Raw genomic sequence first — 26680 nt, 5'->3', positions numbered from 1 at the left:
ATTTCGGGATTATCGGCTTACTTCTAGGAGTTACACACATCGAACACATTCTTTCGATATGAAATACACACATGAACTTCTGTGATTCTTTACAAGTTTATTTTCCCGATCACTGTTCCTCGTTCAGTGTCTCCTAATTTATTGATGGTCAGCCCATTGACTTTGTCATCTGTAAAGACTACTATGATCGTCGTTTCTTTCCCTTCGTTCTTGATTGCATCTAGATTCATCTGAGCAATCGTTGTTCCTGCTACTACTTCTTGGCCTTCAGAAACTAAGATCTCAAACGCTGGCTGGCTCATATGAACAGTATCCAGTCCCATATGGATCAAAACATCTGCTCCTTCTGCTGTTTGCATGCCAATTGCATGCTTGGTTGGGAAGACACTCACGATTTTACCAGAAAGTGGTGCCGTCACTTCTCCGGTGGCAGGAATGACAGCAAAGCCATCACCCATCATCTTTTGTGAAAAGACTGGATCATTCACATCTGTTAAAGCAATTACCTCACCAGTTGCTACAGTGAATAATTCTTTTTCGATACCTAAAACATGTTTCTCTTCATTCTTCTCATTTTTATTTGTTGCCTCAACTGTTGGCTCTGGAATATCAGCGCCTGATTGTAGTAAATCTTCAATATCCGATTTCAACACATCCGCTTTTGGTCCATACACGGCTTGCACACCTTTGTCCTTAACGATCAAGCCCATCGCTCCAGCACGTTTCCATTCTTCTTCTGAACCGACTTTCCCAGGATCCTCGACGCTGACACGTAAACGAGTCATACAAGCATCTACATCCTTGATGTTTTCTTTTCCGCCTAACAAATGGATGATCTTAATGATTTGTTGATCTGCATTAGTTGCAGAACCTGACGGCGTTTCTTCACTGTCGTTATCATAGTTCCCATTACGTCCTGGTGTAGCATAATTGAATTTTTTGATCAAAAAGTTTGCCACAAAATACGTCAATACTCCAAATAATATGACACAGATAACAAAATTGAGCAAGTCGATACCTAATCCTGCTTTGATCGCTAATGGTGTACGTGTCAATAGTTCAATGTTCCCAAATGAATGGACACGTAAAGGTAGAATATCTGCCATTGCAAAAGCTGCCCCTTGGATCACAGAATAAACAATGTAAAGAGGTACAGCTGCAAACATGAACATGAACTCTAATGGTTCGGTTACACCTGTTAAGAAAACTGCAAGTGCTGCTGAAAAATACATTGATTTATATTTAGACTTTTTGTCTGGATCAACATTACGGTACATCGCTAGTGCTAATCCCATCAAGATACCGGAAGAACCAATCATTTGTCCCACTTTAAAACGAGCAGGTGTCCAGTTCGTCAATACGAATTCATATTGCGACATGTCGCCGGCGCCTTTCAAGTTGACCAAATCAGTCGCCCACGCCAACCATAAAGGATCTTGTCCAAATACTTGTGTTCCCGCTTGCGCACCAGATAATATCTCATAGGTACCACCCAGCTGCGTATAATTGATTGGGATCGTCAACATGTGATGTAAGCCAAATGGTAACAATAGACGTTCCAATGTACCATATAGGAATGGTGCTAAAATCGGAGCGCTTTCTTTTGACTCTGCAATCCACAATCCAAAGTTATTGATCCCTGCTTGGACATTCGGCCATACAATAGCAAGAATCAATGCAACAATCGTTGACCACAAAATAACTACAAAAGGAACAAATCTTTTTCCATTAAAGAACGATAATGCGTCAGGTAATTTACGATAATTGTAATATTTATTATAGGCCATCGCCCCAACGAACCCTGCAATAATCCCAACAAATACCCCCATATTTAGTGCTGGTGCTTCTAATACACTGGTAAAGAACCCTTTAACCATGATTTTCGTGCCAAACAAGGTATGCGTAAATGCGTCTTCATTTGCCAACATCTCATTAGTCACACCAAAAATTGCTCCTGTGATCCGATTGATCAATATAAATGAGATCCCCGCAGCGAATGCTCCCCCTGCTCGTTCTTTTGCCCAACTACCACCTATCGCTAGTGCAAATAAAAGATGTAAATTTCCGATAATTGCCCAACCAATATTTTCGATCACGCCACCCGTTGTAACTAAAGGTGCAAGATCAGGATTGATCAACGGAATCGATTTACCGATACTGATCATCAAACCTGCCGCTGGCATAACTGCCACAACGACCATTAAAGCCTTTCCAAATTTTTGCCAAAACTCAAAGCTAAATATTTTTTTCATTTCCTCGTCTCCTTTGTGCAATCGGTTTCGTTGTTAGTTATTATAGCGTGTATTTCTTTTTTTGTAAATGCTTTATTTCGTATTTTTATGATTTTTCTGTAAGTACCCAATCGTTCTTTATACATTATTTCTGTTCATATTATAGTAGTAAATATTGATACAATCGCTTTTGTTTTGTTTTTTCATCCACTTCAAAATTTAATTTCACTTTTCTAGTTGACTTACGCAATCGGTTGCGTTTATTATGGACGTATAAACGACAACGTCTAGGAGGAGAACAATGAAACAAATTAAACGGTTATTTCAGATCGACCCTTGGAAAATCAGCACGAATAAATTAGATAAAGAAAATTTACGCTTGCAAGAATCATTGACCAGTATCGGTAACGGATATATGGGTATGCGCGGAAATTTTGAAGAAGCATATTCTGGTGATCATCACCAAGGAACCTATTTAGCAGGTGTTTGGTACCCTGACAAAACACGTGTTGGCTGGTGGAAAAACGGCTACCCTGAATATTTTGGAAAAGTAATCAATGCAGTCGATTTTATCGCTATGGATCTTTTTATCGATGATCAGCTGATTGATCTAGCTACACTTACTACTGAAGATTTTTATTGGGAATTAAACATGAAAAACGGTGTTTTGACACGTAGTTATACAGTCACTACCCCATCAAACAAAGTTCGTCTTTCATTCGAGCGCTTTTTAAGTATTGTCAAAAATGAAGCCGCTTATATTCGCTTAACCATTGAAATGTTGGAAGGAAATGGAACTGTAAAAGTTATTTCTAAGCTAGATGGCAATGTCCAAAACGAAGACAGCAATTACGATGAACACTTTTGGAATGACATCGATCATGGCGTCAAGGAAGAAATAGCGTACTTAACGACTAAAACGATCCCGAATAATTTTGAGATCGAACAATTTACAGTGACCGCTGGGATGCGCCACTACGTTGATGGAAAATTATATACGCCAAGCTACCAAGAGGGCACCTTAGCAATCGAAGGTTCATTCACCTTTGACTTAAATGAAAATGAAACACTTCTTATCGACAAAGAAGTATTGATTTTCACAAGCCGAGATATCCCTGAAGCGCAACAAGCGACACATCTCTTTAAAGAATTCAACGAATTGAACGTTCACTATCCCCAAGCAAAAGAGGAGCAAACAGCCGCTTGGTCTAAACGATGGGAATTGGCAGATGTAGTCATTGAAGGAGACGATGAAGCACAACAAGGAATCCGTTTCAACCTCTTCCAGCTATTTTCTACTTATTATGGCGAAGATGAACGTTTGAATATTGGACCAAAAGGCTTCACTGGCGAAAAATATGGTGGTGCAACTTACTGGGATACTGAAGCCTATGCAGTGCCTCTGTACCTCGCTTTAGCGAAACCTGAAGTCACTAAGAATCTCTTGAAGTACCGCCATAACCAATTGCCACAAGCAATCCATAATGCACAACAGCAAGGGCTAAAGGGCGCGTTATATCCAATGGTCACTTTCACAGGTGTCGAATGCCACAATGAATGGGAAATCACCTTTGAAGAAATCCATCGAAATGGCGCAATTGCCTACGCTATTTATAATTATACTAACTACACTGGCGACATCGACTATTTAAAAAATGAAGGTTTAGAAGTCTTAGCAGAAATCGCTCGCTTTTGGGCAGACCGAGTCCATTTTTCTAAACGAAACAATCAATATATGATCCACGGGGTTACAGGACCGAACGAATATGAGAATAATATCAACAACAATTGGTACACGAATACGATTGCTTGTTGGGTACTACGTTACACACGAGAAAATTATTTGAAGTTCAAAGAAGAGAGCACTGCTAAAATCAGCGACGATGAATTGGCACATTGGCAAGAAATTGCTGAAAATATGTACTTCCCAGTAGATGAAGAATTAGGGATTTTTGTTCAACACGATACTTTCTTAGACAAAGATCTCAAACCAGTAGCGGAACTATCCGCAAGTGAATTGCCATTGAATCAGCATTGGTCATGGGACAAGATCCTTCGTTCTTGCTTCATTAAACAAGCAGACGTTTTACAAGGTATCTACTTCTTCAATGATTCATTTACAAAAGAAGAAAAACAACGCAACTTTGATTTTTACGAGCCAATGACTGTCCATGAGTCTTCCCTATCTCCTAGTATCCATGCTATTTTAGCTGCTGAACTAGGCATGGAAGATAAAGCTGTTGAAATGTATCAACGCACTGCTCGTTTAGATTTAGATAACTATAACAATGATACAGAGGATGGCTTACACATCACTTCAATGACCGGAAGTTGGCTTGCTATCGTACAAGGATTCGCGCAAATGAAGACAGATCATGAACAATTAAGATTTGCACCATTCTTGCCTAAAACATGGTCTGCTTATTCATTCCATATCAATTATCGCGACCGCTTGTTATTTGTCGCCGTTTCAAATGAACAGGTAACATTGAACCTCTTATCTGGCGAAGCATTACCGCTAGAAGTCTACGAAAAAGCGTATGTCCTTACTGATCATTTGACTATTCCATTACGAGAAGGTGAAGCGAATGTTTAAAGGTGTATTATTCGACTTAGATGGGGTCATTACAGATACCGCTGAATTCCATTACCGTGCTTGGAAAAAGCTAGGTGATGAGATCGGTATTCCCTTAGATCGGTCATTCAACGAACAATTGAAGGGTTTAAGCAGAGAAGATTCTCTGACTCTCCTTCTTGCTCACGGAAAAAAAGAAGAGCAATTCTCAAAAACAGAATTTCTCGAATTAGCGAAAAGAAAAAATGATTATTATCTTGAAATGATCCAATCGATCACACCAAAAGATGTTTTTCCAGGGATTTTAGAATTATTAAAAGACTTACGGGCAAACAATATCAAGATTGCACTAGCATCTGCAAGCAAAAATGGCCCTTTCCTACTTGCCAAGATGGGTCTAGAAAGCTACTTTGATGCGATTGCTGATCCGGCAAAAGTCGCTAATGGAAAGCCTGCACCAGATATTTTTCTACTTGCTGCGAAAGAAATCGGTTTGACCCCTCGTGACTGCATCGGAATCGAGGATGCAAAAGCTGGAATCGCTGCGATCATTGCTAGTGGTGCGCAACCTATCGGCGTAGGACGTTCAGAAGATCTTGGGGAGGATATTCCAATCGTACCTGATACAGCTTCATTGACTTTCGATTACTTGAAAAAAACGTGGCAGCCAAATGCCTGAACCTTCTATTTCAGTGACTCCTATCCCCAACACTGAATTAAAAAAAATCACATTGAAGAACGACGAATTGACCGTCGTTCTTCTAAATTATGGCGCTAGACTTCACCAAATCTTTGCTCCAGATAACAAAGGACATTTAGAAAACGTCTTACTTTCTTATGATGAACTTTCAGATGTTTTAACCGATGAAAGTTTCTTTGGAGCCACAGTCGGTCCCGTAGCAGGCAGAATCCGAAATGCTACATGGGGAAATCATCAACTTGAAAAAAACGCTGGCAACCACCATATCCACGGAGGAACAAATGGATGGTCTTTCCAATATTGGGATGTCGAAGTGTTCAAAAATCCACAGTCGATCGGCGTTGTCTTTTATTTACAAGACACTTTTTCCGATTATCCTGGTCCTATCACAGCAACGATCACGTATCAGCTAACTGCGAATAGCCTGGAAATGATCACAAAAACGAACAGTCCCGTCGAGACGATCTGCAATCCAACCAATCATGCCTATTTCAACCTTTCTGGGAATGGTAAATGTGACATTGATACACATGAACTGGCTGTCCAAGCAGAAAGTCTATTGGTATTAGATGAAGATAAACTACCAACAGGCGAACAAATCACTCAAGCGGATTTACCGATCAATTTCAAGAAACCACATACAATCGAAGAAATTCTCAACGCTTATCCAGAAGGACTTGATGACGTTTTTGTTCTTACTACACCGAAACGTTCAAAAAAGGTGCTGTGTCTTTCAGAAAAACAATCTGGACGCCAGTTGTCTATAGCAACAACAAATAGAAGTGTGGTATTATTTTCTACGACTGGTTTTGAAGCTGATTTTATGATCAACGGGAAACATATGCATTCAAACTATGGTTTAGCCATCGAGCCACAAGAATTTCCGGATCTAGTCCATTTACCTGAACTCGGTTCGATCGCTTTGTACCCTGGTCAAGAAAAGGTCAACCATACGACCTATCAGTTTACTATTTTACCGAATGAACAGATAGCAAATACTCAATAGTTGCTTGTTTTGATTACGAATAGCTCAGAAAAGAAGAGATTTTTATTTAGAAGAAAGGTGTTTAAATTATGGGGTTCTGTTGCGAAGTTTGAAAATCAAACGCGCCCTCTCTGAACTCTAAATATCTTAGGCTGTTATTCCCATTAATACCTTGATTTCAGTAGACACCGAAAAGCCGAAGAGCGTTCCATTTCTTCGGTTCTTTTTATATATTCCTCGAATGGTCTCCATGCCCTTAATCGTGGAAGAGGCTGTACGGAGACTTTGATAAAATTTATTTCGTCGTTTAATAGGTCGATGGTCTTGTTCTATTAAATTGTTAAGATACTTCACAGTTCGGTGCTCTGTCTTAGTATATAAACCCACACTCTGTAACTTTCTAAAGGCGGAGCCAAGAGAAGGTGCTTTATCGGTCACAATTGCTTTCGGCTCACCAAACTGTTTATGGAGTCGTTTTAAGAAAGCATAGGCTGCTTGCGTATCCCGTTTCTTTCGTAACCAGATATCTAAGGTTAAGCCGTCCGCATCAATTGCACGATAAAGATAATGCCAACATCCCTTAATTTTGATATAGGTTTCGTCCATTTTCCATGAATAGAAGGATTGTCTATTTTTCTTCTTCCAAAGATAATAGAGGACTTTGCTGTACTCTTGTACCCAACGATAAATCGTAGTATGACAAACATTTATTCCACGATCATATCACAATTCCTGAACTTCACGATAGCTTAGATTGTAACGCAGGTAGTAACCAACAGCGACAATAATGACGTCTTTTTTGAATTGTTTGCCTTTAAAATGATTCATTACTCTGTCCTCTCTGTCTTTTTTCTCAATTTTACACTAAAATAGATTTTTTGGAAAACTTTGCAACAGAACCTATCCATATGTAAAAAATTTATTTGACGAATATGAATCTATGCAGAGAAAGCTAGAAGAACTGAACGGCATTAAATTTGGCGTAATTAGAATTGGGACCTTTTCAAGTGTGGCTACGCATTGGCTACCTCAACTTATCTTAAATTTCCAAAATAAATATCCAAATATAAAATTTGAATTATTACTTGGAGATCATGATGAAATCGAACATTGGATTCTTACTGGTAGGGTAGATTTTGGATTTCTAAGATTGCCCACACTGCCAAAATTAAGTACGCAATTTATACATCAAGATGATTTCAAAGTTATAGTACCGAAGAACCACTTTTTAGAAAAGAAAGATTCTGTTTCACTCAATGATCTCTCTGGGTTACCTTTTATTCTCTTAGATAAAAATGGAAACTCCAATATCACTACATTATTTGAAACGATGGACTTTTCACCTGATATTAATTTCACTACTTGGGATGATTATGCAATTATGGCCATGGTTGAAAAAGGATTAGGTGTTAGTATACTTCCGGAATTAATTTTACAACGTGTACAATATGATCTAACAATTTTAGATTTAGATGTTCCATTATATAGAAAAATAGGGATTGCATACAAAGAAGAAAAAAATTTATCTTTAGCTAGTAAAAAATTTCTAGATCTTTTATTTTTTGAATAATTCATCAAAAGTCTTAGCTCAAAATATATTTACAATCATAAAATCAAATCGTTTTCAGACTATTTTGATAAAATACGAGATAGAGCCTAATATCATTACCTGACCACTACCGATCATAATAATTACTTATAACAAGATTGAGTTTATCCGAAACTATTCCAAAAGAAATTTATATACTAATCACACTTCACTAAAATTATTTCACCAATACAAATATTTTCCTATAAGCAAGTCTAAAAAAACTGCTATAAGACAAAAAAATAGCGATTTACGATTTTTTTACCACAATCAGTATCGAGTTTAATATAATAGTATTATCAAAAAGGGAGTGTGATCAACATGCAAAATATAAAAAAAATACTATTAGTAGAAATGAAACAAGTTGAAAGAAACGAAGCTGTTAACTGTGTTGCAGGAGCTATCAGCGAAGGACTAGCTAGTATTGATTTTGAAGCTGCTAGGGTCTAATGATATGTCTACTAAAAACAAATCCAAAGGACTTATAGTATCAACTATTATTTTTTCATGCTTTATTCTATTAGGTATCCATAATTTCAGCACAAACCTTTCAATCCCAAAATTATTATTAAACAGTTTAGGGATCTTCTTGTTTATCCTTTTACTCTTTCTTTCGATAAGAGAATTATTCAAACGGTAAAAACTATACTGTTTGTTGCAACAATTTTATTTATCTAATAAAAAAAGATAGTCTTCAAAGAAAAAGCTATTCTTAACATATGGCATTTTCATATTTTTAATTACCTATGACGTTCTATGGGAGATTTATTCTCATTATGATACAAAATAAAGTTATATAATTTGAAGAACACTTAAATAGCCTTAGTATTGCACACAAAAGCCGACTACTTCAATTTATGATGTAGTCGGTCTTTTTTAAATATTATTTGTACTAGATACTCACTATCAGTAGCTTCTTGTAAAACAGATTTTAGGATTACAATTTAAAATTCATTTACTTCCTTTTTAGGCATTTTTACTAAGAAGAACAGTGGGCTTTTGCCTACTGCTCTTCCTCTTTATCCAATCCCGCAATCTTTCGCTGTTTCCGATTAGATTCTTCAGCTACCCACTGTAAAACAGTCATAAACTCTTCTCGAGTAGCCTTTTCTTCAAATTCTCCATAGCTGCGATTATATTTTTTCATTATTTCCTCAGCTTCTTCTCTTTCAATCAAGTAACTTCACATCCAATTCGTTTTAAGTATAAGTGTCTCGCAATATAAGGTCGATATCTGTCACAGCAAGAACTATTATTGTAATCTGGTTGATATAGAATTTTATTACTATAGAAAAAATTAAATACTATAATTTAATCTAAAAAAGCTATTGCATACTACAACATATTTGTTGAAATGATAGAATAAAAGAATAATTTTAACAAATTAGAGAAGCTTGTTTCCATTTTTCATAGCGCGAATTGTAAAATTAAGTTAGAAAAATAAAAAGGCATTTATGGTACACTCAAATTGTATTTCCGACGAAAGAAAACAAAGGAGTGTAACCATAAATGACCTACAAACATCTTACCATAGACGAACTGACAATGATAGAATCATATTATCTTCAACATAATAAGCCGGTTGAAATCGCTAACCGAATGGGACGTGCTATACAAACTATTTATAATGTAGTCAATAAGTTCAAGCAAGGCAAGACTGCTCTTGATTATTGGCACCAGTATAAAGAAAATAAGAAAAAATGTGGGAGAAAAGTCATTCAATTACCTGCTCATGAAGTAGATTACATTAAAGAGAAAGTCACTCTTGGTTGGACGCCTGACGTCATTATCGGGCGAAAAGAAAGGCCTGTTTCATGCGGTATGAGAACACTTTATCGTTTATTTTCTAAAGGAATATTTGATATTGACACACTACCGATGAAAGGTAAAAGAAAACCCAATGGCCATCAGGAAAAACGGGGAAAACAACAGTATCAGCGCTCAATCCATGATCGACCTGATAATTATCCTGATTTCAATTCTGAGTTTGGTCACCTTGAAGGTGATACGATCGTTGGCATTCATCATAAAAGTGCCGTCATTACTTTAGTTGAAAGATTATCTAAAGTCATTATCACGATTAAACCCAACGGCCGTAAGGCATTAGATATTGAAACTGCCCTTAATCAATGGTTTTCTCGCTTCCCTAAAAACTTCTTTAAATCTATTACGTTTGACTGTGGAAAAGAATTTTCTAACTGGAAAGCCATTAGTAACCAACATGATATTGATATATATTTTGCGGACCCTGGAACACCTTCTCAACGCCCATTAAACGAGAATTCTAACGGGATTCTGCGTCGTAATGGACTGCCGAAATCAATGGATTTTAGAGAAGTGAATCAGACATTTATTTCCAGTGTCAGCAATCAACGTAATCATATTCCAAGAAAATCATTGAATTACAGAACACCAATCGAAATATTTTTGAGCTATGTACAAGAAGCATTTTATTCTAGCTTAATTTGACAAATCATATAGTGTAAAAAGTTTTTCAATTTATTCTGTGGCTGATAAACGTGGAAGCTGACTTAGTATCTCCGACATGGTAGTTAGTTCTGTTAAATGGTAATGCCCATTTGGTAATGTCTCTATTAAAATTTTGTTCGCAACAAATACCGCGATTTCTGCAGTCATTTTTGCTTCTTCTTCTCCAAAGAGAACAATTTTTTCAGGATCTTTAACTTGTCCATTTGATACTTTTACAACAAAAGAACGATCTCCGACTAATCCTCGTTTCATGAACCATACGGGGCTCTTTATTACTCTTGGATTTTTAAAAAGTCTTGCTAGTCCAACTTTTTTTATTGTTCTTAACAATGCAGTCAACCAATTTTGATCCAAACCGAGAAATGTTACATAATTGCGTGAAGGATCTGCAGAAAAAAGTAAATGCTGATCGGCAAAGCCAAAGTTAGCACTGCGACGCTTCCCAAATGGTGGTCCAAAATCCGTTTTTCGACTATAGACAAAATTTTCAATTGGTTGTGCCCATTTAGGATGTATATACGTACGATTTAATTGCTCAAAGGTCCATCTTACTGCTGCTTCACCGTGACGATCACCTATTCCTAAAAGGACATCAATTACTATCATTTGAGCAGATGGCTCTTTCTTAGTGTACGCGGCCGCGGCTAAGTTGGTAACACCAGGTGCTAACCCTAAACCAATGACTCTCTTGCTTTTTTCAGGAATGGGTAGCAAATTAACTTTTTTCAAAAAATCACTATTGGCACTGATATCCAAATAATCAATTCCTAATTTTTGACATTGTTCGACAAACTGGGTATCCGTTTGGTCCAAACAAACAATTACCATATCAAGATCAGCAAGTTTTTCAGGAATAACAAATTTATTCAAGTCTACTTCACTCTGTTCTAGAATGGGTAAAAATTCTTGGGCAAATACTTCCATTTTTTTTAAATTTCTTCCCATTAAAACAACGAAATACCCATGATTTGTTAACTCTCTAACATTACCTTTTCCAACCTGTCCATGACCGCCAACTACTGCTATCGTCTTCATCTTTCTTCTCCTTTATCTACCAAGTTAATTCATTTTTACCGATAGGCTAAATCGTATAAAAACTAACCACTTTTAATCATTATTTTATTCTTAGTTTTATGTGAGATAAATTAACCATTTTAAGTTTACAAATGTAATCAATTTCTATTACTTTATAAGTATCGTTTACATTCGTCAACGATAGAGCTTGAAATATTTTTATTTGAAAATTTTGTATTTAGATGATTATGAACTAATACAGTGTCGGAGGATACCTATGTATTTAAACTAAACTATTTTAGAAAAACCAGTAATCCTTTGAATTTTCTATTGGAAAATGAAGTAAAATATTATAAGAATAACCTTTAAAGTTGGGCAACTATTATTCAAACATCTAAACATACTCCTAAGAGAAATAGATATATAATAGACTAAGGAAGCGTTTTAAATATTGTAGAAAATAGAGAAAATTTATCAGATCTTCGGTTTAATTTTTACAGCGTTAATCGCTCTTGATATGAATGAGCTCTGATAAAGCCGAAGTAAATTGGCGATTTGAAAAGTTCAATTATTTGAGAATAGAATATTTTTTATATAGAATTGAGTTATAGTTAAGGGGGAATAGGTGTGTTAAATAAAATGTCAATTTCAACTGTGGAAGTCGATGGTGGTCGTGAAAATGAGCGATAATTTATTTTTAGAAGTACAACCAGAAGTATTTAAGCAAGTACCTCGTTTAAAGGATGGATTCTTGTTAACTTTAAATGATGGCTCTAATCAATTTTCTTCAGCAGAGGGATGCTGTATGATTGGTGATCATTTTTTATTAGTTTCCACACAACATTATATTCCAGCATATGATTTAACAATACCTTGCGAAGAAGCAACAGTTAAAACATCTGAATACGATACTACCTTTATTAATGGGCATTTAGTATTAGAGGTAACTCCATCAAATCAAACAATTCGTTTAAAGAATGAAAGTGGTATTTTAGATAGCAATGTCCAAGTCTATTTTGACTCATCAGACGCTTCGTAAATCTGTTCTAAATATAGTTTTAAAACCTCGAATATTTCTTATATCGAGGTTTTTTGATGAATTACCTAGTGTTTACGTGTTAGGGAACAATCGATCGAGCGTCACTAAAACACCGTCTTCGTCATTTGAAGGACATTGATGCTTAGCAACTTGCTTAACAGCTTCCGTTGCATTATCCATTGCATAACTCAGACCACAATACTCCAACATCTCAATGTCATTGCCCCCATCTCCAAAAGCAACGCACTGGTCAGGATTAATCCCCAAGCGCTCAACTAACATTTTCAAGCCGAAAGTTTTATGGCACTCAGAAAGAATCAAGTCTACAGAACCATGACCACTACTGGTAGGTACTAATAGCCCGGCTAATTTTTCACGGAACAATTCAACGTAAAATTCGGTTTTTTCAACAGGCATAGTCGGAGCAAATTTTAAAATTTTATCTTGAACTTCTGCAAAATCAGCTACCCATTCTAATCTATGGTAATAGATATTGGTTAGATCAAAAAATGCTTGACTCACCTTTCCTCTTTCACAGTAGGCACTATTCAGACCACACATCACATTTTTTACTTCAGGATAGTCTTTACATAAATCAAGGACCACCTCGATCGCTTTTCTAGGCATATCGGCTGAAAATAGTACCTCTGTTTTATCTTTAACAAAAGCACCATTTTCAGCAACAAAACTTAATTCATCATAATAATTTGGAAATAACGATCTCAATTGGTAGTATTGATTTCCACTTGCAACAACAAATTAACAATCAACAGCTTTCATTCACGATAAAACAGCCTTGAACCTTGGGATATCGTATGTGTAATCAGTACGAGCAAATGTTCCATCCATATCTACTGCTACCAACTTTAGATTATGAGGATTCTTATTCATAAAAACACTCCTGTCGCCTTTGATATCTTCATTATATTGAAAAAGTGTTCAGACCTAAAGCAGCCTATTTTTCTTACTCCGTTAAAAATAAGAACATTTCTAATTTCAGTTAACTATCTAGATACATACAAGCCATTTTTTGTATTAAAAGCTACCGACCTGTCTTTCTCCTAACCCACAGGTCAGCCTAAATCAGTGTTGACATAAGATTTTTATCATTTTTACTTTAACTGATTTTCTATAACTGGTACATCCTTGGTCAGCTAGTATCATAAGTTGATCCTAAGATAAGCACCTTATTACTGAATGTAATACACAAATTTGATCTGGATAATTCATAACCTAGAAATAGGCCATCAAAATAAAAATATTACTTTTATTCATGTTCAATCAGGTAATAAACCATTCATGAATTATTTTTTTACTAAATGCGTTATAGGGTATGGTTTACCAAAACCATCTAAGTCTTCTTCAGATTCAATTTCAAATCCATGGCTTAAATAAAAATGTTTTGCATATTTATTTTGACTATTAACATCAATTCTTTTTATATCTTCAGTTTCAATCAGCTCAATTAATATTTGACTACCATATCGCTTACCAATAAAATCTGGATCAAGAAATAGCATAACTAATTCTTCTGCACTTACACCACTAAAACCGACAATTTCTCCGTTATCTTCCCATAAATAAAGTTTAACCTCATCTAAGTTCTCAGGAATGATTGCTTTATAAAAATTAAAATCTGCTTCAGCTAGAAAATCATGGGTTTGCTTTACTGACTTCTCCCAAATTTCTAAAACTAATTTATAATCATTTTTATTTGCTATTCTTTTGTTTAACATGCTCTTATTCCCCTTTTCTTATAATTTTAACTTTATTTGCAAGCATAGTTAGTCAAACATAAAGCTACCGCTATATTTTATTTAAAAAGGAGAATTCGTAATGACTAAAATCTATTTTATGCTTACTTCTAATAGTGGCGTTGGTTCTACCACAATATTTGCGACCCGCGCTAGACGTAACATTGATGATCTTTTAGCTTTTTTCTCTCAGTATTATGACGTATCAGCAAATTATACCAAAGATAAGGATATGATTGATCTATTGGTGCTACCAGAGCCCTTTGGACCGTTTAATAATGAGCGTAATTTGCCGGTCATTCAGATTCCGACTATTTTATTTTTGGAGAGAGACTTTGAAAAAATAAAAACACACATTGATGCTTATTTGGCTAAAAAATAAAACAAAAAAATCCTAAGTTATTGTCTGTGTCAAACCAATGCTTATTAAAGTATTGATTTGACTTTTTCTATTAATGCATCATCTGGATTGATACAAGGAATTCTCGTTCTGGACTGATATTCTGTAAGAAAATAAGGAAAATGAGTACAACCGATCAAAATCGCTTCGACTTGATTTTTCATAAAAAAACTCATTGAATCCGTCAGTCCAAATTGTTCTACAATAATACTAGGGTGGATCTTTGCTTCCACCGCATGTACCCAATCCAGATTCGTGACATTATAAACTCGTATTGTTGAATGGTGCTGCACTAAAACACTTTCTATTCCAGCCGCTCCTTGACCATTAGCGGTCAACACACCAATACGCTCGTGTTTTTGAGCCAAATCCGCATATACTTGAAATGGTGTGATAATCTTCATTGAATATTTCTTAGCCAGAAAATCAAAATCAATCGATGCACTCAGTGAATTACAATAAACCAACAGTAAATCAATTTTTTTACTCTGTAGATCTTTTATTTTCACTTCAATTTGGTGCATCTTTTCGAAGACTGGAAGTGTTTGGAAATAGGTCTGTTGAGCTGGATTTTCTGAAATAGGTACTTCTAACAATTCACAGGAAATTTCGTTCAATAGATCAGCTCCCATCCTAGTATCAATAGGTGTTCCCGCCATTACAGCCACTTTAGGCATACTGATCATTCCTTCAAAATGAATTTTTGCCTATTATACTCTAAAAATCAAATTTGAAGAATAGCGATCCGGAAGTTAAACTGAAAATTCTAAAGTAATTCTTTGATTTATTTAGATTCAACTTAACATCTTTAGTGTACTAATAAAAAATTCGCTCAATATTTCTAGCTATACTTTATATCCCAATATACATAAGCTTCCCTATTTTTACAGGTTACAAGTGAAAATTAAACTGCTTATATTGATTGCATTTAACTACTAAGGATGATGCTTGTTGTTAGTATGTCAGAAAAATCCAACAGTATAGTTTTGTCAGCACATTCATCATTCTTTCCTGTAAAACAAAAAGAGAGTAGACCTATTCTTCCACTTCATCATCGTTATCTAAAACGGTTCTGTTGCAAAGTTTTAAATAAAGAATAAAATCCCTTACGGTATCTATGATTTAAGCTGGGATTCCCAATAATATCTTGATTTCAGTACAGACCGAAAACCCGAAGAGAGTGCCTTCTTTTCGGGTTTTCTTATATAATCCTCGGATGGCTTCCATGCCTTTAATCGTGGTAGAGGCAGTGCGTAAACTTCGATAGAATTTATTGCGTCTCTTTACTGGACGATGGTCTTGTTCAATCAAATTATTCAGGTATTTAATGGTACGATGTTCTGTCCCTTGATAAAAGCCGTATTCTTTTAGTTTCTTAAAGGCACTTGTAATAGAGGGGGCTTTATCTGTGACTACAACCTTTGGTTCATCAAACTGCTTCACTAACCGCTTAAGAAAAGCATAGGCTGCTTGTGTGTCCCGTTTTTTACGTAACCAAATATCCAAGGTTAAACCATCTGCATCGATGGCTCGATACAAATAATGCCATTTTCCTTTAATTTTGATGTACGTTTCATCCATTTTCCATGAATAAAAGGATTTTTTATTTTTCTTTTTCCAAATTTGATAGAGTAGTTTGCCATATTCTTGCACCCAACGATAAATCGTCGTATGAGAAACGTTAATGCCACGATCATATAAGATTTCTCGAACTTCACGATAGCTAAGGTTATAACGAAGATAGTAGCCCACGGCTACAATAATCACATCCTGCTGAAATTGCTTTCCTTTAAAATGATTCATCGTCATTCCTCCTGCTATCTTTTTCTATTATTCTACCTTATTTGATAGTAGATTTAAAACTTTGCAACAGAACCCAAATATCTTTGAGACTCAAAATTCCTGTATATGACATAAAATAAACCACCCAATTTCTTTAAATATTTTTAACAAGTTTTTCTTGTTATTTTTCAAAAATAGAGAATTGATTTTCGTTCATGACAAACAAAAAAGAGGGAACGCATCCAAACATGCGCTCCCTCTAATTTCAGCGTTCGTCACACGGCAAAGAGCCACACGGACATTTTTATAACATTATGCTTAGGCATTGATTCATCGTAATATCACGTATTTTTGACCTTAACACAGCCAAAAAAAGTGGTATCACTTTTGAATATCTGTTATACTAAATCCGTTGCGGGTAATACCGTAACACTGAAAGGTTAACGCATTAAGGGCCAAATCTTAATGCCGTGTATGAACGCTGACGAAGGTTACCAGCCTTCCGAGTTCATACCGCCTTTCTTTTTTTTTGTATTTTCAATTGTCCAAATTTATCGTCCAAAAGTGCAGAACGAAAATCAATTCATCACAAGCATAGCAGACAACTAAATTTATACAAAAAAATGTAAGCGAATAATATTCGTATTGCCTGAAAAGAAGTAATATCAAGATTTTTAGCTTGTTTAAATAATGAAATTATCTCTCTTCGCGTATTATTATAACTCAAAAAAAAGGAGTATACAAACATACGTTCCCTTTTTTATATTTGAAATTAATTATTTCTTTTAACACTTATGACGTAAAAGGCTACGTTTGTGATTTTTATCATAATATTTTAACTTATAAATTCTATTAAAATAGCTATTATTTTGTAATATTCGTAATATAATTAGAATAATAAAAAATTTTTAATTTTAATGTTACTCCATGAAGCAACAATCACTTTGTCAGTAAGGTTTCACTCTAACCAGTCTTTCGTAATAGTGCTTGGGGAGCTTTCAGAATTCAAACGTTTTTCACTTGATACTTTAGCAGCTATTGGTTTTTCGATAAACCAATTTTTTACATAGACAAAAATCAGGTTCTGGATATTTTCGACTTTTTCGGTTTTTAATTTTTGATAGGCTTTTAACAGTGTCGTGTATAATTCTTGTTCTGCATTGACATAATAACTATCGAGTTCTTCAAAAACTATCGAAATACCACTTTCTATTTCAGCTTTTTTCTTTGCATTATGAATAGTCTGGACGGTTTTTTGAGCTTCACTGTAACTTGAAGAAAATGTTTTTATCAAATTTAATACTCGTTCAGGGACAAACGTAGCAATGCTGTCGTTTGTCATAATTGTCTCAAAATTGTCTAACAACAATTGATCTTGTAGGCGGTCTTTTTCAGTGTCTATATTGTGTCTATTAGTGTCTAATATATTATTATTAAGTTCTGGTATGATTTTCATACCCTCTGGTTTATCAACGTTTTGGCACGGTATGATTTTCATACCCTCTTGAGCCCCAAGGGATTCAGCGTCTGATTTTTCGTCGAGGGTGGGTATGATTTTCATACCCTCTGATTTATCAACGTTTTCCCTATTCTCTCTATCAAATTTTTCGAGTAAGTAGATATCATTTTCTGAGACTTTTAATTCTGCTAGATATAGTCTATTAGGATTATTTTTCCCTAACTGTTTGTTAAATCCCATCTGCTTTTGTAATAATAAACCAAAGGATTCCAACTCTTTTTTGATTGCTATCGCTTTTTGTTTTTGGCAGTTTAATACGCTACACAGTTCATTTGTCGTATAAGTAAAATAAACATTACCTTCTTCATCGATTTGCCGTTTGCTGATTGCGATCTCTAATCTTGCTTTTAAAAGCATGTAGGCAATCTTAGTTGAATCTTTCATTTTTTTGTATTCGTCAGAAACAATAAAGACTTTTGGAAATTGATAAAATAATTCGTTGTAAACTCTATCCGCCTTAAAAAAATTAAAATCAGTCATTGTAGATCCTCTACTTTCACGTTGTTTTATTTATGTAAAATTACCTACTCTTTTCGAAAATAGCAAAGATAAATAAAAAATGCAAACGCATTAAAACTGCTTTTTAATTAAATACTACCTAAAATCAGAAATAAAATGAATTATGTACTACCTTTAAAGTCATTAAGAACTACTTTAAATAAATATTATTTATAATTAAATACTACCAGAAGAACGTATGAATAAAATTTAGTTTTAAAATTAAAGATAATTAAGTACTACCAGTGTCAAAACAAAAAATAAATTAAGAACTACCTTCTGCATATAAAACATACTACCATTACTAGTAATATATACTACCTTATTTCAGTAGTATATATTATATTATTTTTATAAGACAAGGCTTTAGGCTAGAAAACAATAGATTATATACTACTAAAAAATACAATAAGTACTACCAATGTCAGATATATATAATAATTATGTACTACCATTAAAATTAACTTATTTAATAAGATACTACTGTGTTAATCTGAAAAAAATTACTTTAAAGTAGTTACATACTACCTGTTAAATTAGATACTACCATTAATACTTAAATTAGATACTACCTATATTTATATTAAGTACTACCGTTCTAGGAATAAGATAATAAAAAAATACTACCAAATTGCAATTAAATACTACTTAAAATGTAAAAAATAAGAACTACCCAAATTAGGTAGTTCTTAATAAGAGAATATCAGATAAATTTGTACAAGTCATAAAAAAATTAATCTTAAATTTACCCGTGGTGCTAGTTAATTTTTTCCTAGAGGAAAATGTCTAAACATGTTGGTAAATCAACAAAAAAACGCATATAGTAGTCTCAAAACTCCCAAGAAATGAGGACTACATATGCGTTCATCAAAATATACTGAACATTATACAGATACTTTTATAACATTCAAGGAAATTATGAGAACTGTTTCTAACATATACCACAATTGTGTACCAGATAAGATTAAAAACCGAAGAAATACTGATCAACTGAAGCAACGCGATACAGTGATTATTGCTTGTGTTATATGGGGCATAATTAATGGCTATACTAGCCAAAGAGCCACGTATAGAGCGGTTTGTTCCGTCTTATTTCCTAATGGTGACTTTCCTAGTAGGAGTCGATTCACTCGCTTAAGTTCAAACTTAGCTTACACTATCAAGATTATTCGATACTTTTTCATCAAGAAGCTCACCAAAGGTGAATTAGTCGGAATTATAGATAGTTTTCCTAGTCCATTATGTAAACCAGTTAGAAATAGACAAGCAAAACTATTGAATAAAATAGCCAAAGTTGGCTATAACTCAACAAAAAAATCTTATTTTTATGGTCTTAAAATTCATATGATCGTTACTAAGACTGGCTTTCCGATTACTTACTCAATCACGAATCCAGGTGTCCATGACGTGAAAGTGTTAGAGACTTTATCGGAAGAAGCGAATCTTCCCAATATCCTAGGGGACAAAGGATATATTAGCCATAAAATCCATGAAAAGCTTGCCCTTATGGGCATTACTATATCCGTTCCGCCACGTAAAAACATGGATAAATCAGAAAAACTAGACCACAGCTTACTTGGAAAACAAAGAAAAATAGTTGAGACTGTTTTTTCTTCCTTAGAAAAATTAGGTTGTCAAAATTTCAACTCACGTTCTGTTAAAGGGCTAGAGAGTAGATTTGAAAGCATATTACTGGCTTACAGTGTTCTATTAAGTCGAGCACAACGACGTTTTGAAGGAACTTTGAGATATTCTTTAGGATATTAAAATTAACTAGCACCACGGGTTTAAATTTTTAAATATATATACTTGTTAATTATAAACTACTTTATTTAGGTAGTACATAACTAACAGATAAAACTACATGCTTGTAGTTTGTCTAGCTAATGAGTTGCATATGATTTATATAAAGGTGTGCAGCATAACTTAGTTGAAGTTAAGAGAATAGAATAAATATTTTTTGTTTTGCTAATAATTAAACACTACCTAAATATGGTAGTGTTTAATTATATAATATTCATTTTGTTACAAATAATCGTATTATAAAAGCATAACAATTGGGATAACTATTTTTTAGATTATTTAAATACTACTTAAATTAGGTAGTATTTAAATTTTGGTTTAAGGTAGTAGGTAATTAAGAAATGATATATATCTTCTTTTATAATAGAAGGGGAGAGGCCTAGTTAAAAGCAGCGACAATTAATAACAATGTATTTAATGCTTCACAAAATCCATTTGGTGGACAAAGCATTGTTATTAGCGATGATCTACCGTTCTAAGTAGTTTTTTCTATTGGTTGCATTCGTGACTAATTATGGTATAATTATGAGTAACAAAGAGGTATTTCATTATATCACCAAACCCCATCAGCGTGCAGGCTGATGGGGTTTTTTTTACGTTTCTATATTATAGAATTAACGGGTAGGCTTACTGTCTTTTTTGGCAATTTTGCAATCAAGCCACTTGCAGATGTAGTGTGCAGTTACCTCTGCAAATGGCTTGATTGCAAAAACAAAATCAAAAAGGTATTTCATTATATCTCCTCCTCCCCTTGCCAGATTAGGCCGGGGTAGCAGACAGCAAAACTATTATAACATAACTGAAATACCTAAATGACATATACAGATATGATAATTTATGTATTGATTTTTCTAACAAAAGCACATATTTTAATATATACTACCTATTTTAAGTAGTATATATTTTTAGATACAATATCGATCAGTTTTGAGGAAATGAAATTCTAGATATTTTTTGCTACATAGAGTTACTTTCAATATTTTTTAACGTAATTAGGCAGAAGTCACTCATCCTCTATAGGTTTGTGATGAAATTGCCATTGATCCATTTAAGTAAGAGCAAAAAACTGGAGGTTTATCAGGTAATTGGTCTAATGGATTTAAGTATGCGGTCACCGTGTATAGAGTTGCTTATGAGATTCAAGAAAATAAAGTTATTCCAGTATTGCTATATGGAACACATAACAATTTTTATGAATTAGCCGAGAACACTCGCAACTTTATTCGTGTAGATGAATCGGCTTCGGTTGAGTTATAACTTTAGCTATATCAATCAACCGACCGACATATGTTAAATCTATATATAATAAAAATACCTACTTAAATGGATGTTAACGGAAGTGTATGGTGAGTAGTTCACTCGTATTTTGATATCGTTTGTATATGTTTTCAGCGTTCTAAGTGGCTTATTTTGTCCAATAATAATATGGAGTGGAATCCCTTAAGAAACACCGTTGGCAATTGTTGTTATAACATGTTATAATTTATTCATCAAAAACTAAAAGGAGTGTGATAACATGGGAAAAGAACTAAAGGTTAGAAAGATCGGCAATAGCGTGGGAGTGATCCTTCCAAGCTCTCTTGGATTAAAAAGCGGAGACACTATCCAAGCCAAACAAGAAGGCAACTTATTCATATTAGATACTACTCAAATAGCAAAAGAACACGATCGCAAATTGATTGAAGAAAGTTTCCAAGACTTTGAGAAAGGTTTAACAGTTTCAGAAATTGAAATGGTAAAAGCTTTCGGAAAATACGGCTGGAGTGAATAGATGAAAGAGTACACGCTAGTTTATTCTAAAAGTTTCCAGACCAGCCTTGAAACGATAATAGAAGAATGGGAAAATGAGCTTGCTCTTTCTCCAGCCAGCATAAAAAGATTTGTAGGTGCGATCCAGAAGGCTTTAGAACTAACCAAAAATTTTCCAACTATGCATGAGGAAGTTTCCGAAATCTATGGAATGGATATCCCAACATATCGGATCGTGATCGGCAAAAGCTATGCCTTATTTTATCGGATCGACCATGAAAAAAAAGAGATACTTGTAGGACGTATTTTCCAATCTAAACAAATGAAACTAGGCTTTTAACAATAATTAGGCAAAAGTCGCTCATCCTCTACAGGTGGGTGATTAATGCCGCTCGATATGGTTGTTAACCGTCGGTTACTCGAAGATTGATATATAAGACTTAGTACCTTTTTATTTTGCTCCATGTTATGGCCGAAGGTCTAAAGATACAATCATTAGTCTAGAGAAAAATTAAGAACCGTAGGAACTACGGGGATCGCTTGGTGAATAAGAGACACTGCTATTAGTGAAAAAATAAGATATCAAGTACGCTCTATTCCCAAAAATTTCGTGACTTTACTCATGAGAGGTTTAAGTAGTATATTTTTAATCAAAATTGACGTAACTTTTAATAAATACTACCTAAATAAGGTAGTATTTATTTTTGTGTTTTAAAAGAGGAAGTCCAATATATCTATGGGGGTTCTGTTGCAAAGTTTTAAATCTACTATCAAATAAGGTAGAATAATAGAAAAAGATAGCAGGAGGAATGACGATGAATCATTTTAAAGGAAAGCAATTTCAGCAGGATGTGATTATTGTAGCCGTGGGCTACTATCTTCGTTATAACCTTAGCTATCGTGAAGTTCAAGAAATCTTATATGATCGTGGCATTAACGTTTCTCATACGACGATTTATCGTTGGGTGCAAGAATATGGCAAACTACTCTATCAAATTTGGAAAAAGAAAAATAAAAAATCCTTTTATTCGTGGAAAATGGATGAAACGTACATCAAAATTAAAGGAAAATGGCATTATTTGTATCGAGCCATCGATGCAGATGGTTTAACCTTGGATATTTGGTTACGTAAAAAACGGGACACACAAGCAGCCTATGCTTTTCTTAAGCGGTTAGTGAAGCAGTTTGATGAACCGAAGGTTGTAGTAACAGATAAAGCCCCCTCTATTACAAGTGCCTTTAAGAAACTAAAAGAATACGGCTTTTATCAGGGGACAGAACATCGTACCATTAAATACCTGAATAATTTGATTGAACAAGACCATCGTCCAGTAAAGAGACGCAATAAATTCTATCGAAGTTTACGCACTGCCTCTACCACGATTAAAGGCAAGGAAGCCATTCGAGGATTATATAAGAAAACCCGAAAAGAAGGCACTCTCTTCGGGTTTTCGGTCTGTACTGAAATCAAGGTATTATTGGGAATCCCAGCTTAAATCATAAATACCGTAAGGGATTTTATTCTTTATTTAAAACTTTGCAACAGAACCCAATCATTTGAGAAGTTAAAACCTACACATGAAGGTAGGTATTTTAGAAGATTGAATAGACAACACCGGGTTGTTTATAAGGTAGATGAAGATGAACACGTGGTTGAAATTTATTCAGCAAGGACGCATTACGAGTCACAGTAATTACTTGTAAATACATTATCTCGTGGTATAATGTATTTACTAAGTAATTACATACTGTTAGAAATGAGGGATTTAAATGATTACAAAAACAAGAAAACAAGGCAATTCAATCATGTTGACAGTACCTAAAGATTTTAATGTTCCTAATGGAGTCGAAGTTGAAGCAAAGTTGGTAGAGAATGGTATTCTTTATGAATTTGTTGAACCACAAAAAGAATTTTATGATTTTAGCGAAGATATTTTGTCTGATATAATTGCAGAAGGCTACGATAAAGATGAGATTCTTGTAGAATTTAAGAATAGAAAAAACAAAATGCATTCTTCCTTTAGAGATATTGCTGAAGATACACTTACTAATTCTAAAGTAATGACTAAAGAGGAGTTGGCAACAGAAATTGGCTTATGAAATCGTTCCTTCAAAACATGTCATTAAGTATTTAAAAAAGCTAAAAGAGAAGACATTGAAAGAAAAATTTTTGAATTTAATTTATGATGAAATTGCGATTGATCCATATAAGGGTGAACAAAAAACTGGGGATTTATCAGGTATTTGGTCTAGTGGGTTCAAATATGCGGGCACAACATATAGAGTAGCTTACGAGATTATAGAAAACAAGGTTATTCCAGTATTGTTATGTGGAACGCATGAAAACTTTTATGAACAGTTGAAAAAATTAATCTAGTGATTTGTTGTCGTTCTTAAGAAGGACGGCTTCTTTTTTATCGAAGATCTGATTCATCTACATGACTAAAGTCGCGAGTATTCTCTGCTTCTCGATAAATTAAATAACGTCATTACTTTGAGGAAAGCTATAAATCAATATATTTCAGCTTTTCCTTATTTATGTACTACCTTTTACTTATTAATTATAAGGTAGTACATATATATCTTTTTTTTGGTAGTAACTAAAAATAAATATGTTATAATAGTATCAAATGAATATTGCTAAAAGAAAAGAGGTAGGAACGTGGTAGCGAAGAAATATGTAATCGGTAATTTTAAAGGTGGCGTAGGTAAAAGTACGTGCGCGCAAATGTTAGGGTTTGAATCAGCAGTTAATGAAGGAAAAAGAACCTTGATAATTGACTTGGATATGCAAGGAAATACTTCTGATGTGATGAACTTAACGCATATGAACTTCACTAACGAAGAAGGAGGCGGAGAAGGTGAACCGATTGTTTACGAAAATACTGTGACTGACGTGTTGATAAACAATCTTCCACCTAAAGAGGCTGTCTATAAAGTAATCAATAACCTCTATATACTTCCAGCAGACATGTCCTTTGAAATGTATGATGATTGGATCAAAGACCAATATAATGATTCATTATCCCAATTCAAATATATGAAAGAAAAGCTAGAACCATTATTTGATGAGTTTGACGTCATCTATTTAGATGTCCCACCTTCTATTTCTGTATATAGTAAATCCGCGATGTACATTGCGGACTGGGCAATCGTCGTCTTACAGACCCAAGTAAAATCGATGAGAAATGCGATGCAATATCTTGAGTATATGGACTTTTTTGTGAAAGAATTTGATACAAATTTATATGTTGCTGGTGTTATTCCTTTCATGTTGGAAAGCGGTGACGCAGTAGATCAGGAAATGTATAAACAAGCCCAAGAGATTTATGGGGAACATTTGATTAAAAATGTTGTACTCAAAAATGCACGCTTAAAACGATACGACGGATCAGGTATTACGATGGAGAAGACAAAGAAAGGTCTCTTAAAACAATGGGATCGCAAAAGCCACGAATTATTTATCAGTATTTTGAAAGAATTGGAAGAACACGAGAATTGGTATGCGGAGGTGGAGTAATTGGCTGACATCAAAGGACTTGATATTTTTGGGAACAACAAAGGACTCGCCAAAATAAAAAAAGAAGCAGAAGCAAAGAAAAAGCAGCAAGCAATTACACCATCTGAAAATAAGCAATTAGAAGTGCACCAAGTTCAAGAAATAAAAACTTCCTCCAATGTTGAAAGACAGAGTAGAGGAAGAACAAAAAAAGTTGGCGCACCAATCAGAAAGTTTGATAAGGTTTATTCCACCAAGCATCCTTTAAAACTGTCGACTTTGTTAAATGCGACTTCCAGAGTTTTAGTAGAAAAGTATGAGACTAATATGACAAGAGATGAATTGCTTAGAAAAGCTTTAGATGAGTATATTAAACAGAATCTTACGCAAGAAGATAAGCAAGATTTGTTTAATGACGTGGTGAAAGAACTAGACTTGTTCAGAGAAAAATATCCAATTGTTCCAGAATTAGATGATCGTGGAGAAATAATAAGAACTACCAGTCAGATAAAACAAGATACCGAAGACTCACTGCGCAAAGGGTGGGGAATGAATAATAAAGTTAGATAATAATCAAAGAAGAACTAAGTAACTACCTTTAAACGGTAGTTACTTAGTTCTTCTTTGATTTGCGTGAAATAGAGGGGATTTATTTTTCTGGTTACGTGATTAAAAAATCCAAAAAATGAGCATAGGAACGGTTATGATTTTAGGGTGTGTTTTAATGAGATATTGTGATTTCATTAACAAGTGTATGATAATCTGTTGTTGAGTTAGTAAATAAGTAATAGAGCTAACTCTAAAATAAAACTATTAGGAGGAGATGTAGATGAAAAAGTTTAAAAAGAAAATATATTTAGGATTGGTTGTTGGGGTGAGTATGTTTGGGTTCATGGCTCATACTAAACAAGTAACTGCAGATACTAACCAAAAAGAAAGGATTATGAGCCAATTAGATGACTCTCAAATAGAGTATGTACCCAATGAGCTAATTGTCAGTTTAAAGGCTACACTGGAATGGCAACAGTTTTTTTGACAAATTTTATAAGGTGCA

Annotated in this window: 24 protein-coding genes and 5 pseudogenes; 20 read left to right on the top strand and 9 right to left on the bottom strand. The window is 34.3% G+C overall.

Features of this window, described 5'->3' with window-relative positions; genetic code table 11:
- Window positions 1-89: 89 nt before the first annotated feature.
- Complete coding sequence (locus QK255_RS13215) at window positions 90-2252, bottom strand: PTS transporter subunit IIBC (RefSeq protein WP_002342392.1); 2163 nt, start codon at window positions 2250-2252, stop codon at window positions 90-92.
- Between the two features lie 280 nt (window positions 2253-2532).
- Here QK255_RS13215 and mdxK point away from each other — a divergent pair, with 280 nt between their 5' ends.
- Genes mdxK through QK255_RS13200 form a run of 3 tightly spaced genes read left to right on the top strand, consistent with a single transcriptional unit; the run spans window position 2533 to window position 6512 of the window.
- Window positions 2533-4827 carry a maltose phosphorylase MdxK gene (gene mdxK / locus QK255_RS13210; RefSeq protein WP_002291308.1) on the top strand — a complete coding sequence of 765 codons (2295 nt, stop codon included), beginning with the start codon at window positions 2533-2535 and terminating at the stop codon, window positions 4825-4827.
- Entirely contained in the window at window positions 4820-5485 is a 666-nt protein-coding gene (pgmB, locus tag QK255_RS13205; protein WP_002342393.1) for a beta-phosphoglucomutase, read from the top strand. The genes mdxK and pgmB overlap by 8 nt, the downstream gene beginning before the upstream one ends.
- Window positions 5478-6512: an aldose epimerase family protein gene (locus tag QK255_RS13200; protein WP_002328396.1), complete on the top strand. Its 1035-nt coding sequence runs from the start codon at window positions 5478-5480 to the stop codon at window positions 6510-6512. Before pgmB ends, QK255_RS13200 begins: the two co-directional genes overlap by 8 nt.
- A gap of 126 nt (window positions 6513-6638) precedes the next feature.
- On the opposite strand, the pseudogene QK255_RS13195 reads toward QK255_RS13200, so the two are convergent.
- A pseudogene (locus QK255_RS13195) lies at window positions 6639-7319 on the bottom strand (IS6-like element ISS1N family transposase).
- A gap of 112 nt (window positions 7320-7431) precedes the next feature.
- Here QK255_RS13195 and QK255_RS13190 point away from each other — a divergent pair.
- Both QK255_RS13190 and QK255_RS13185 read left to right on the top strand, forming a co-directional pair.
- Complete coding sequence (locus tag QK255_RS13190) at window positions 7432-8061, top strand: LysR family transcriptional regulator substrate-binding protein (protein ID WP_002342395.1); 630 nt, start codon at window positions 7432-7434, stop codon at window positions 8059-8061.
- 339 nt (window positions 8062-8400) lie between these two features.
- A complete protein-coding gene (locus QK255_RS13185) occupies window positions 8401-8529 on the top strand; it encodes a hypothetical protein (RefSeq protein WP_002316733.1) in 129 nt (42 codons plus the stop codon).
- Window positions 8530-9082: 553 nt separating this feature from the next.
- Here QK255_RS13185 and QK255_RS13180 read toward each other — a convergent pair.
- Window positions 9083-9226: a hypothetical protein gene (locus tag QK255_RS13180; RefSeq protein WP_002342396.1), complete on the bottom strand. Its 144-nt coding sequence runs from the start codon at window positions 9224-9226 to the stop codon at window positions 9083-9085.
- A gap of 362 nt (window positions 9227-9588) precedes the next feature.
- On the opposite strand from QK255_RS13180, the gene QK255_RS13175 reads away from it, so the two are divergent.
- The gene (locus QK255_RS13175) at window positions 9589-10548 is read left to right on the top strand and encodes an IS30-like element IS6770 family transposase (protein WP_002293280.1); all 960 of its coding nucleotides are present in this window, start codon (window positions 9589-9591) and stop codon (window positions 10546-10548) included.
- Between the two features lie 30 nt (window positions 10549-10578).
- Here the strand turns inward: QK255_RS13175 and QK255_RS13170 are convergent, their stop codons facing one another.
- Complete coding sequence (locus tag QK255_RS13170; RefSeq protein ID WP_002293560.1) at window positions 10579-11604, bottom strand: saccharopine dehydrogenase NADP-binding domain-containing protein; 1026 nt, start codon at window positions 11602-11604, stop codon at window positions 10579-10581.
- Between the two features lie 658 nt (window positions 11605-12262).
- On the opposite strand from QK255_RS13170, the gene QK255_RS13165 reads away from it, so the two are divergent.
- Window positions 12263-12622 carry an iron-sulfur cluster biosynthesis family protein gene (locus QK255_RS13165; RefSeq protein ID WP_002303333.1) on the top strand — a complete coding sequence of 120 codons (360 nt, stop codon included), beginning with the start codon at window positions 12263-12265 and terminating at the stop codon, window positions 12620-12622.
- Between the two features lie 72 nt (window positions 12623-12694).
- Here the strand turns inward: QK255_RS13165 and QK255_RS13160 are convergent.
- Together QK255_RS13160 and QK255_RS13155 are read right to left on the bottom strand one after the other, a co-directional pair.
- Window positions 12695-13513: pseudogene (locus QK255_RS13160) on the bottom strand (Cof-type HAD-IIB family hydrolase).
- Window positions 13514-13926: 413 nt separating this feature from the next.
- Window positions 13927-14358 carry a GNAT family N-acetyltransferase gene (locus QK255_RS13155; RefSeq protein WP_002293556.1) on the bottom strand — a complete coding sequence of 144 codons (432 nt, stop codon included), beginning with the start codon at window positions 14356-14358 and terminating at the stop codon, window positions 13927-13929.
- Between the two features lie 100 nt (window positions 14359-14458).
- Between QK255_RS13155 and QK255_RS13150 the strand changes: the two genes are divergently transcribed.
- On the top strand, window positions 14459-14758 hold the full coding sequence (locus QK255_RS13150; RefSeq protein ID WP_002293555.1) for a hypothetical protein: 300 nt from the start codon (window positions 14459-14461) through the stop codon (window positions 14756-14758).
- Between the two features lie 44 nt (window positions 14759-14802).
- On the opposite strand, the gene QK255_RS13145 is transcribed toward QK255_RS13150, so the two are convergent.
- From QK255_RS13145 to QK255_RS13135, 3 genes are all read right to left on the bottom strand, one after another.
- On the bottom strand, window positions 14803-15453 hold the full coding sequence (locus tag QK255_RS13145) for an aspartate/glutamate racemase family protein (protein ID WP_002332339.1): 651 nt from the start codon (window positions 15451-15453) through the stop codon (window positions 14803-14805).
- 445 nt (window positions 15454-15898) lie between these two features.
- Complete coding sequence (locus QK255_RS13140; protein ID WP_002332296.1) at window positions 15899-16579, bottom strand: IS6-like element IS1216 family transposase; 681 nt, start codon at window positions 16577-16579, stop codon at window positions 15899-15901.
- A gap of 937 nt (window positions 16580-17516) precedes the next feature.
- Entirely contained in the window at window positions 17517-18557 is a 1041-nt protein-coding gene (locus QK255_RS13135) for a replication initiator protein A (RefSeq protein ID WP_058138880.1), read from the bottom strand.
- An 876-nt stretch (window positions 18558-19433) separates the two neighbouring features.
- On the opposite strand from QK255_RS13135, the gene QK255_RS13130 reads away from it, so the two are divergent.
- From QK255_RS13130 to QK255_RS13075, 12 genes and pseudogenes are all read left to right on the top strand, one after another.
- Complete coding sequence (locus tag QK255_RS13130; protein ID WP_283341629.1) at window positions 19434-20342, top strand: IS982-like element ISEfm1 family transposase; 909 nt, start codon at window positions 19434-19436, stop codon at window positions 20340-20342.
- A gap of 428 nt (window positions 20343-20770) precedes the next feature.
- Window positions 20771-20857: pseudogene (locus QK255_RS13125) on the top strand (single-stranded DNA-binding protein); the annotation flags it as partial.
- Between the two features lie 553 nt (window positions 20858-21410).
- Window positions 21411-21635 (top strand): annotated as a pseudogene (locus QK255_RS13405) (type II toxin-antitoxin system RelE/ParE family toxin).
- 259 nt (window positions 21636-21894) lie between these two features.
- Window positions 21895-22149: an AbrB/MazE/SpoVT family DNA-binding domain-containing protein gene (locus QK255_RS13115; protein ID WP_002290397.1), complete on the top strand. Its 255-nt coding sequence runs from the start codon at window positions 21895-21897 to the stop codon at window positions 22147-22149.
- Window positions 22150-22467, top strand: coding sequence for a type II toxin-antitoxin system RelE/ParE family toxin (locus QK255_RS13110; protein WP_002290394.1), 318 nt, complete (start codon window positions 22150-22152; stop codon window positions 22465-22467).
- Window positions 22468-22942: 475 nt separating this feature from the next.
- A complete protein-coding gene (locus QK255_RS13105) occupies window positions 22943-23623 on the top strand; it encodes an IS6-like element IS1216 family transposase (RefSeq protein ID WP_283341628.1) in 681 nt (226 codons plus the stop codon).
- A 51-nt stretch (window positions 23624-23674) separates the two neighbouring features.
- Window positions 23675-23821, top strand: a pseudogene (locus QK255_RS13100) (Txe/YoeB family addiction module toxin); the annotation flags it as partial.
- Window positions 23822-23897: 76 nt separating this feature from the next.
- Window positions 23898-24227, top strand: coding sequence for an AbrB/MazE/SpoVT family DNA-binding domain-containing protein (locus QK255_RS13095; protein ID WP_002292678.1), 330 nt, complete (start codon window positions 23898-23900; stop codon window positions 24225-24227).
- Window positions 24217-24504, top strand: coding sequence for a type II toxin-antitoxin system mRNA interferase toxin, RelE/StbE family (locus QK255_RS13090; protein ID WP_002292679.1), 288 nt, complete (start codon window positions 24217-24219; stop codon window positions 24502-24504). The genes QK255_RS13095 and QK255_RS13090 overlap by 11 nt, the downstream gene beginning before the upstream one ends.
- Window positions 24505-24789: 285 nt before the next feature.
- Complete coding sequence (locus tag QK255_RS13085) at window positions 24790-25647, top strand: ParA family protein (protein ID WP_002292680.1); 858 nt, start codon at window positions 24790-24792, stop codon at window positions 25645-25647.
- A complete protein-coding gene (locus QK255_RS13080) occupies window positions 25648-26196 on the top strand; it encodes a hypothetical protein (RefSeq protein WP_002292681.1) in 549 nt (182 codons plus the stop codon).
- A gap of 259 nt (window positions 26197-26455) precedes the next feature.
- On the top strand, window positions 26456-26662 hold the full coding sequence (locus tag QK255_RS13075; RefSeq protein WP_283341627.1) for a hypothetical protein: 207 nt from the start codon (window positions 26456-26458) through the stop codon (window positions 26660-26662).
- The last annotated feature ends 18 nt before the right edge of the window (window positions 26663-26680 follow it).

This window comes from Enterococcus sp. ZQ21 (assembly GCF_030053755.1).
In the GTDB taxonomy this organism is placed as follows: Bacteria; Bacillota; Bacilli; order Lactobacillales; family Enterococcaceae; genus Enterococcus_B; species Enterococcus_B lactis.
Note: the sequence above shows the minus strand (reverse complement) of the source record. Positions and strands in the feature narration are given on the sequence as shown.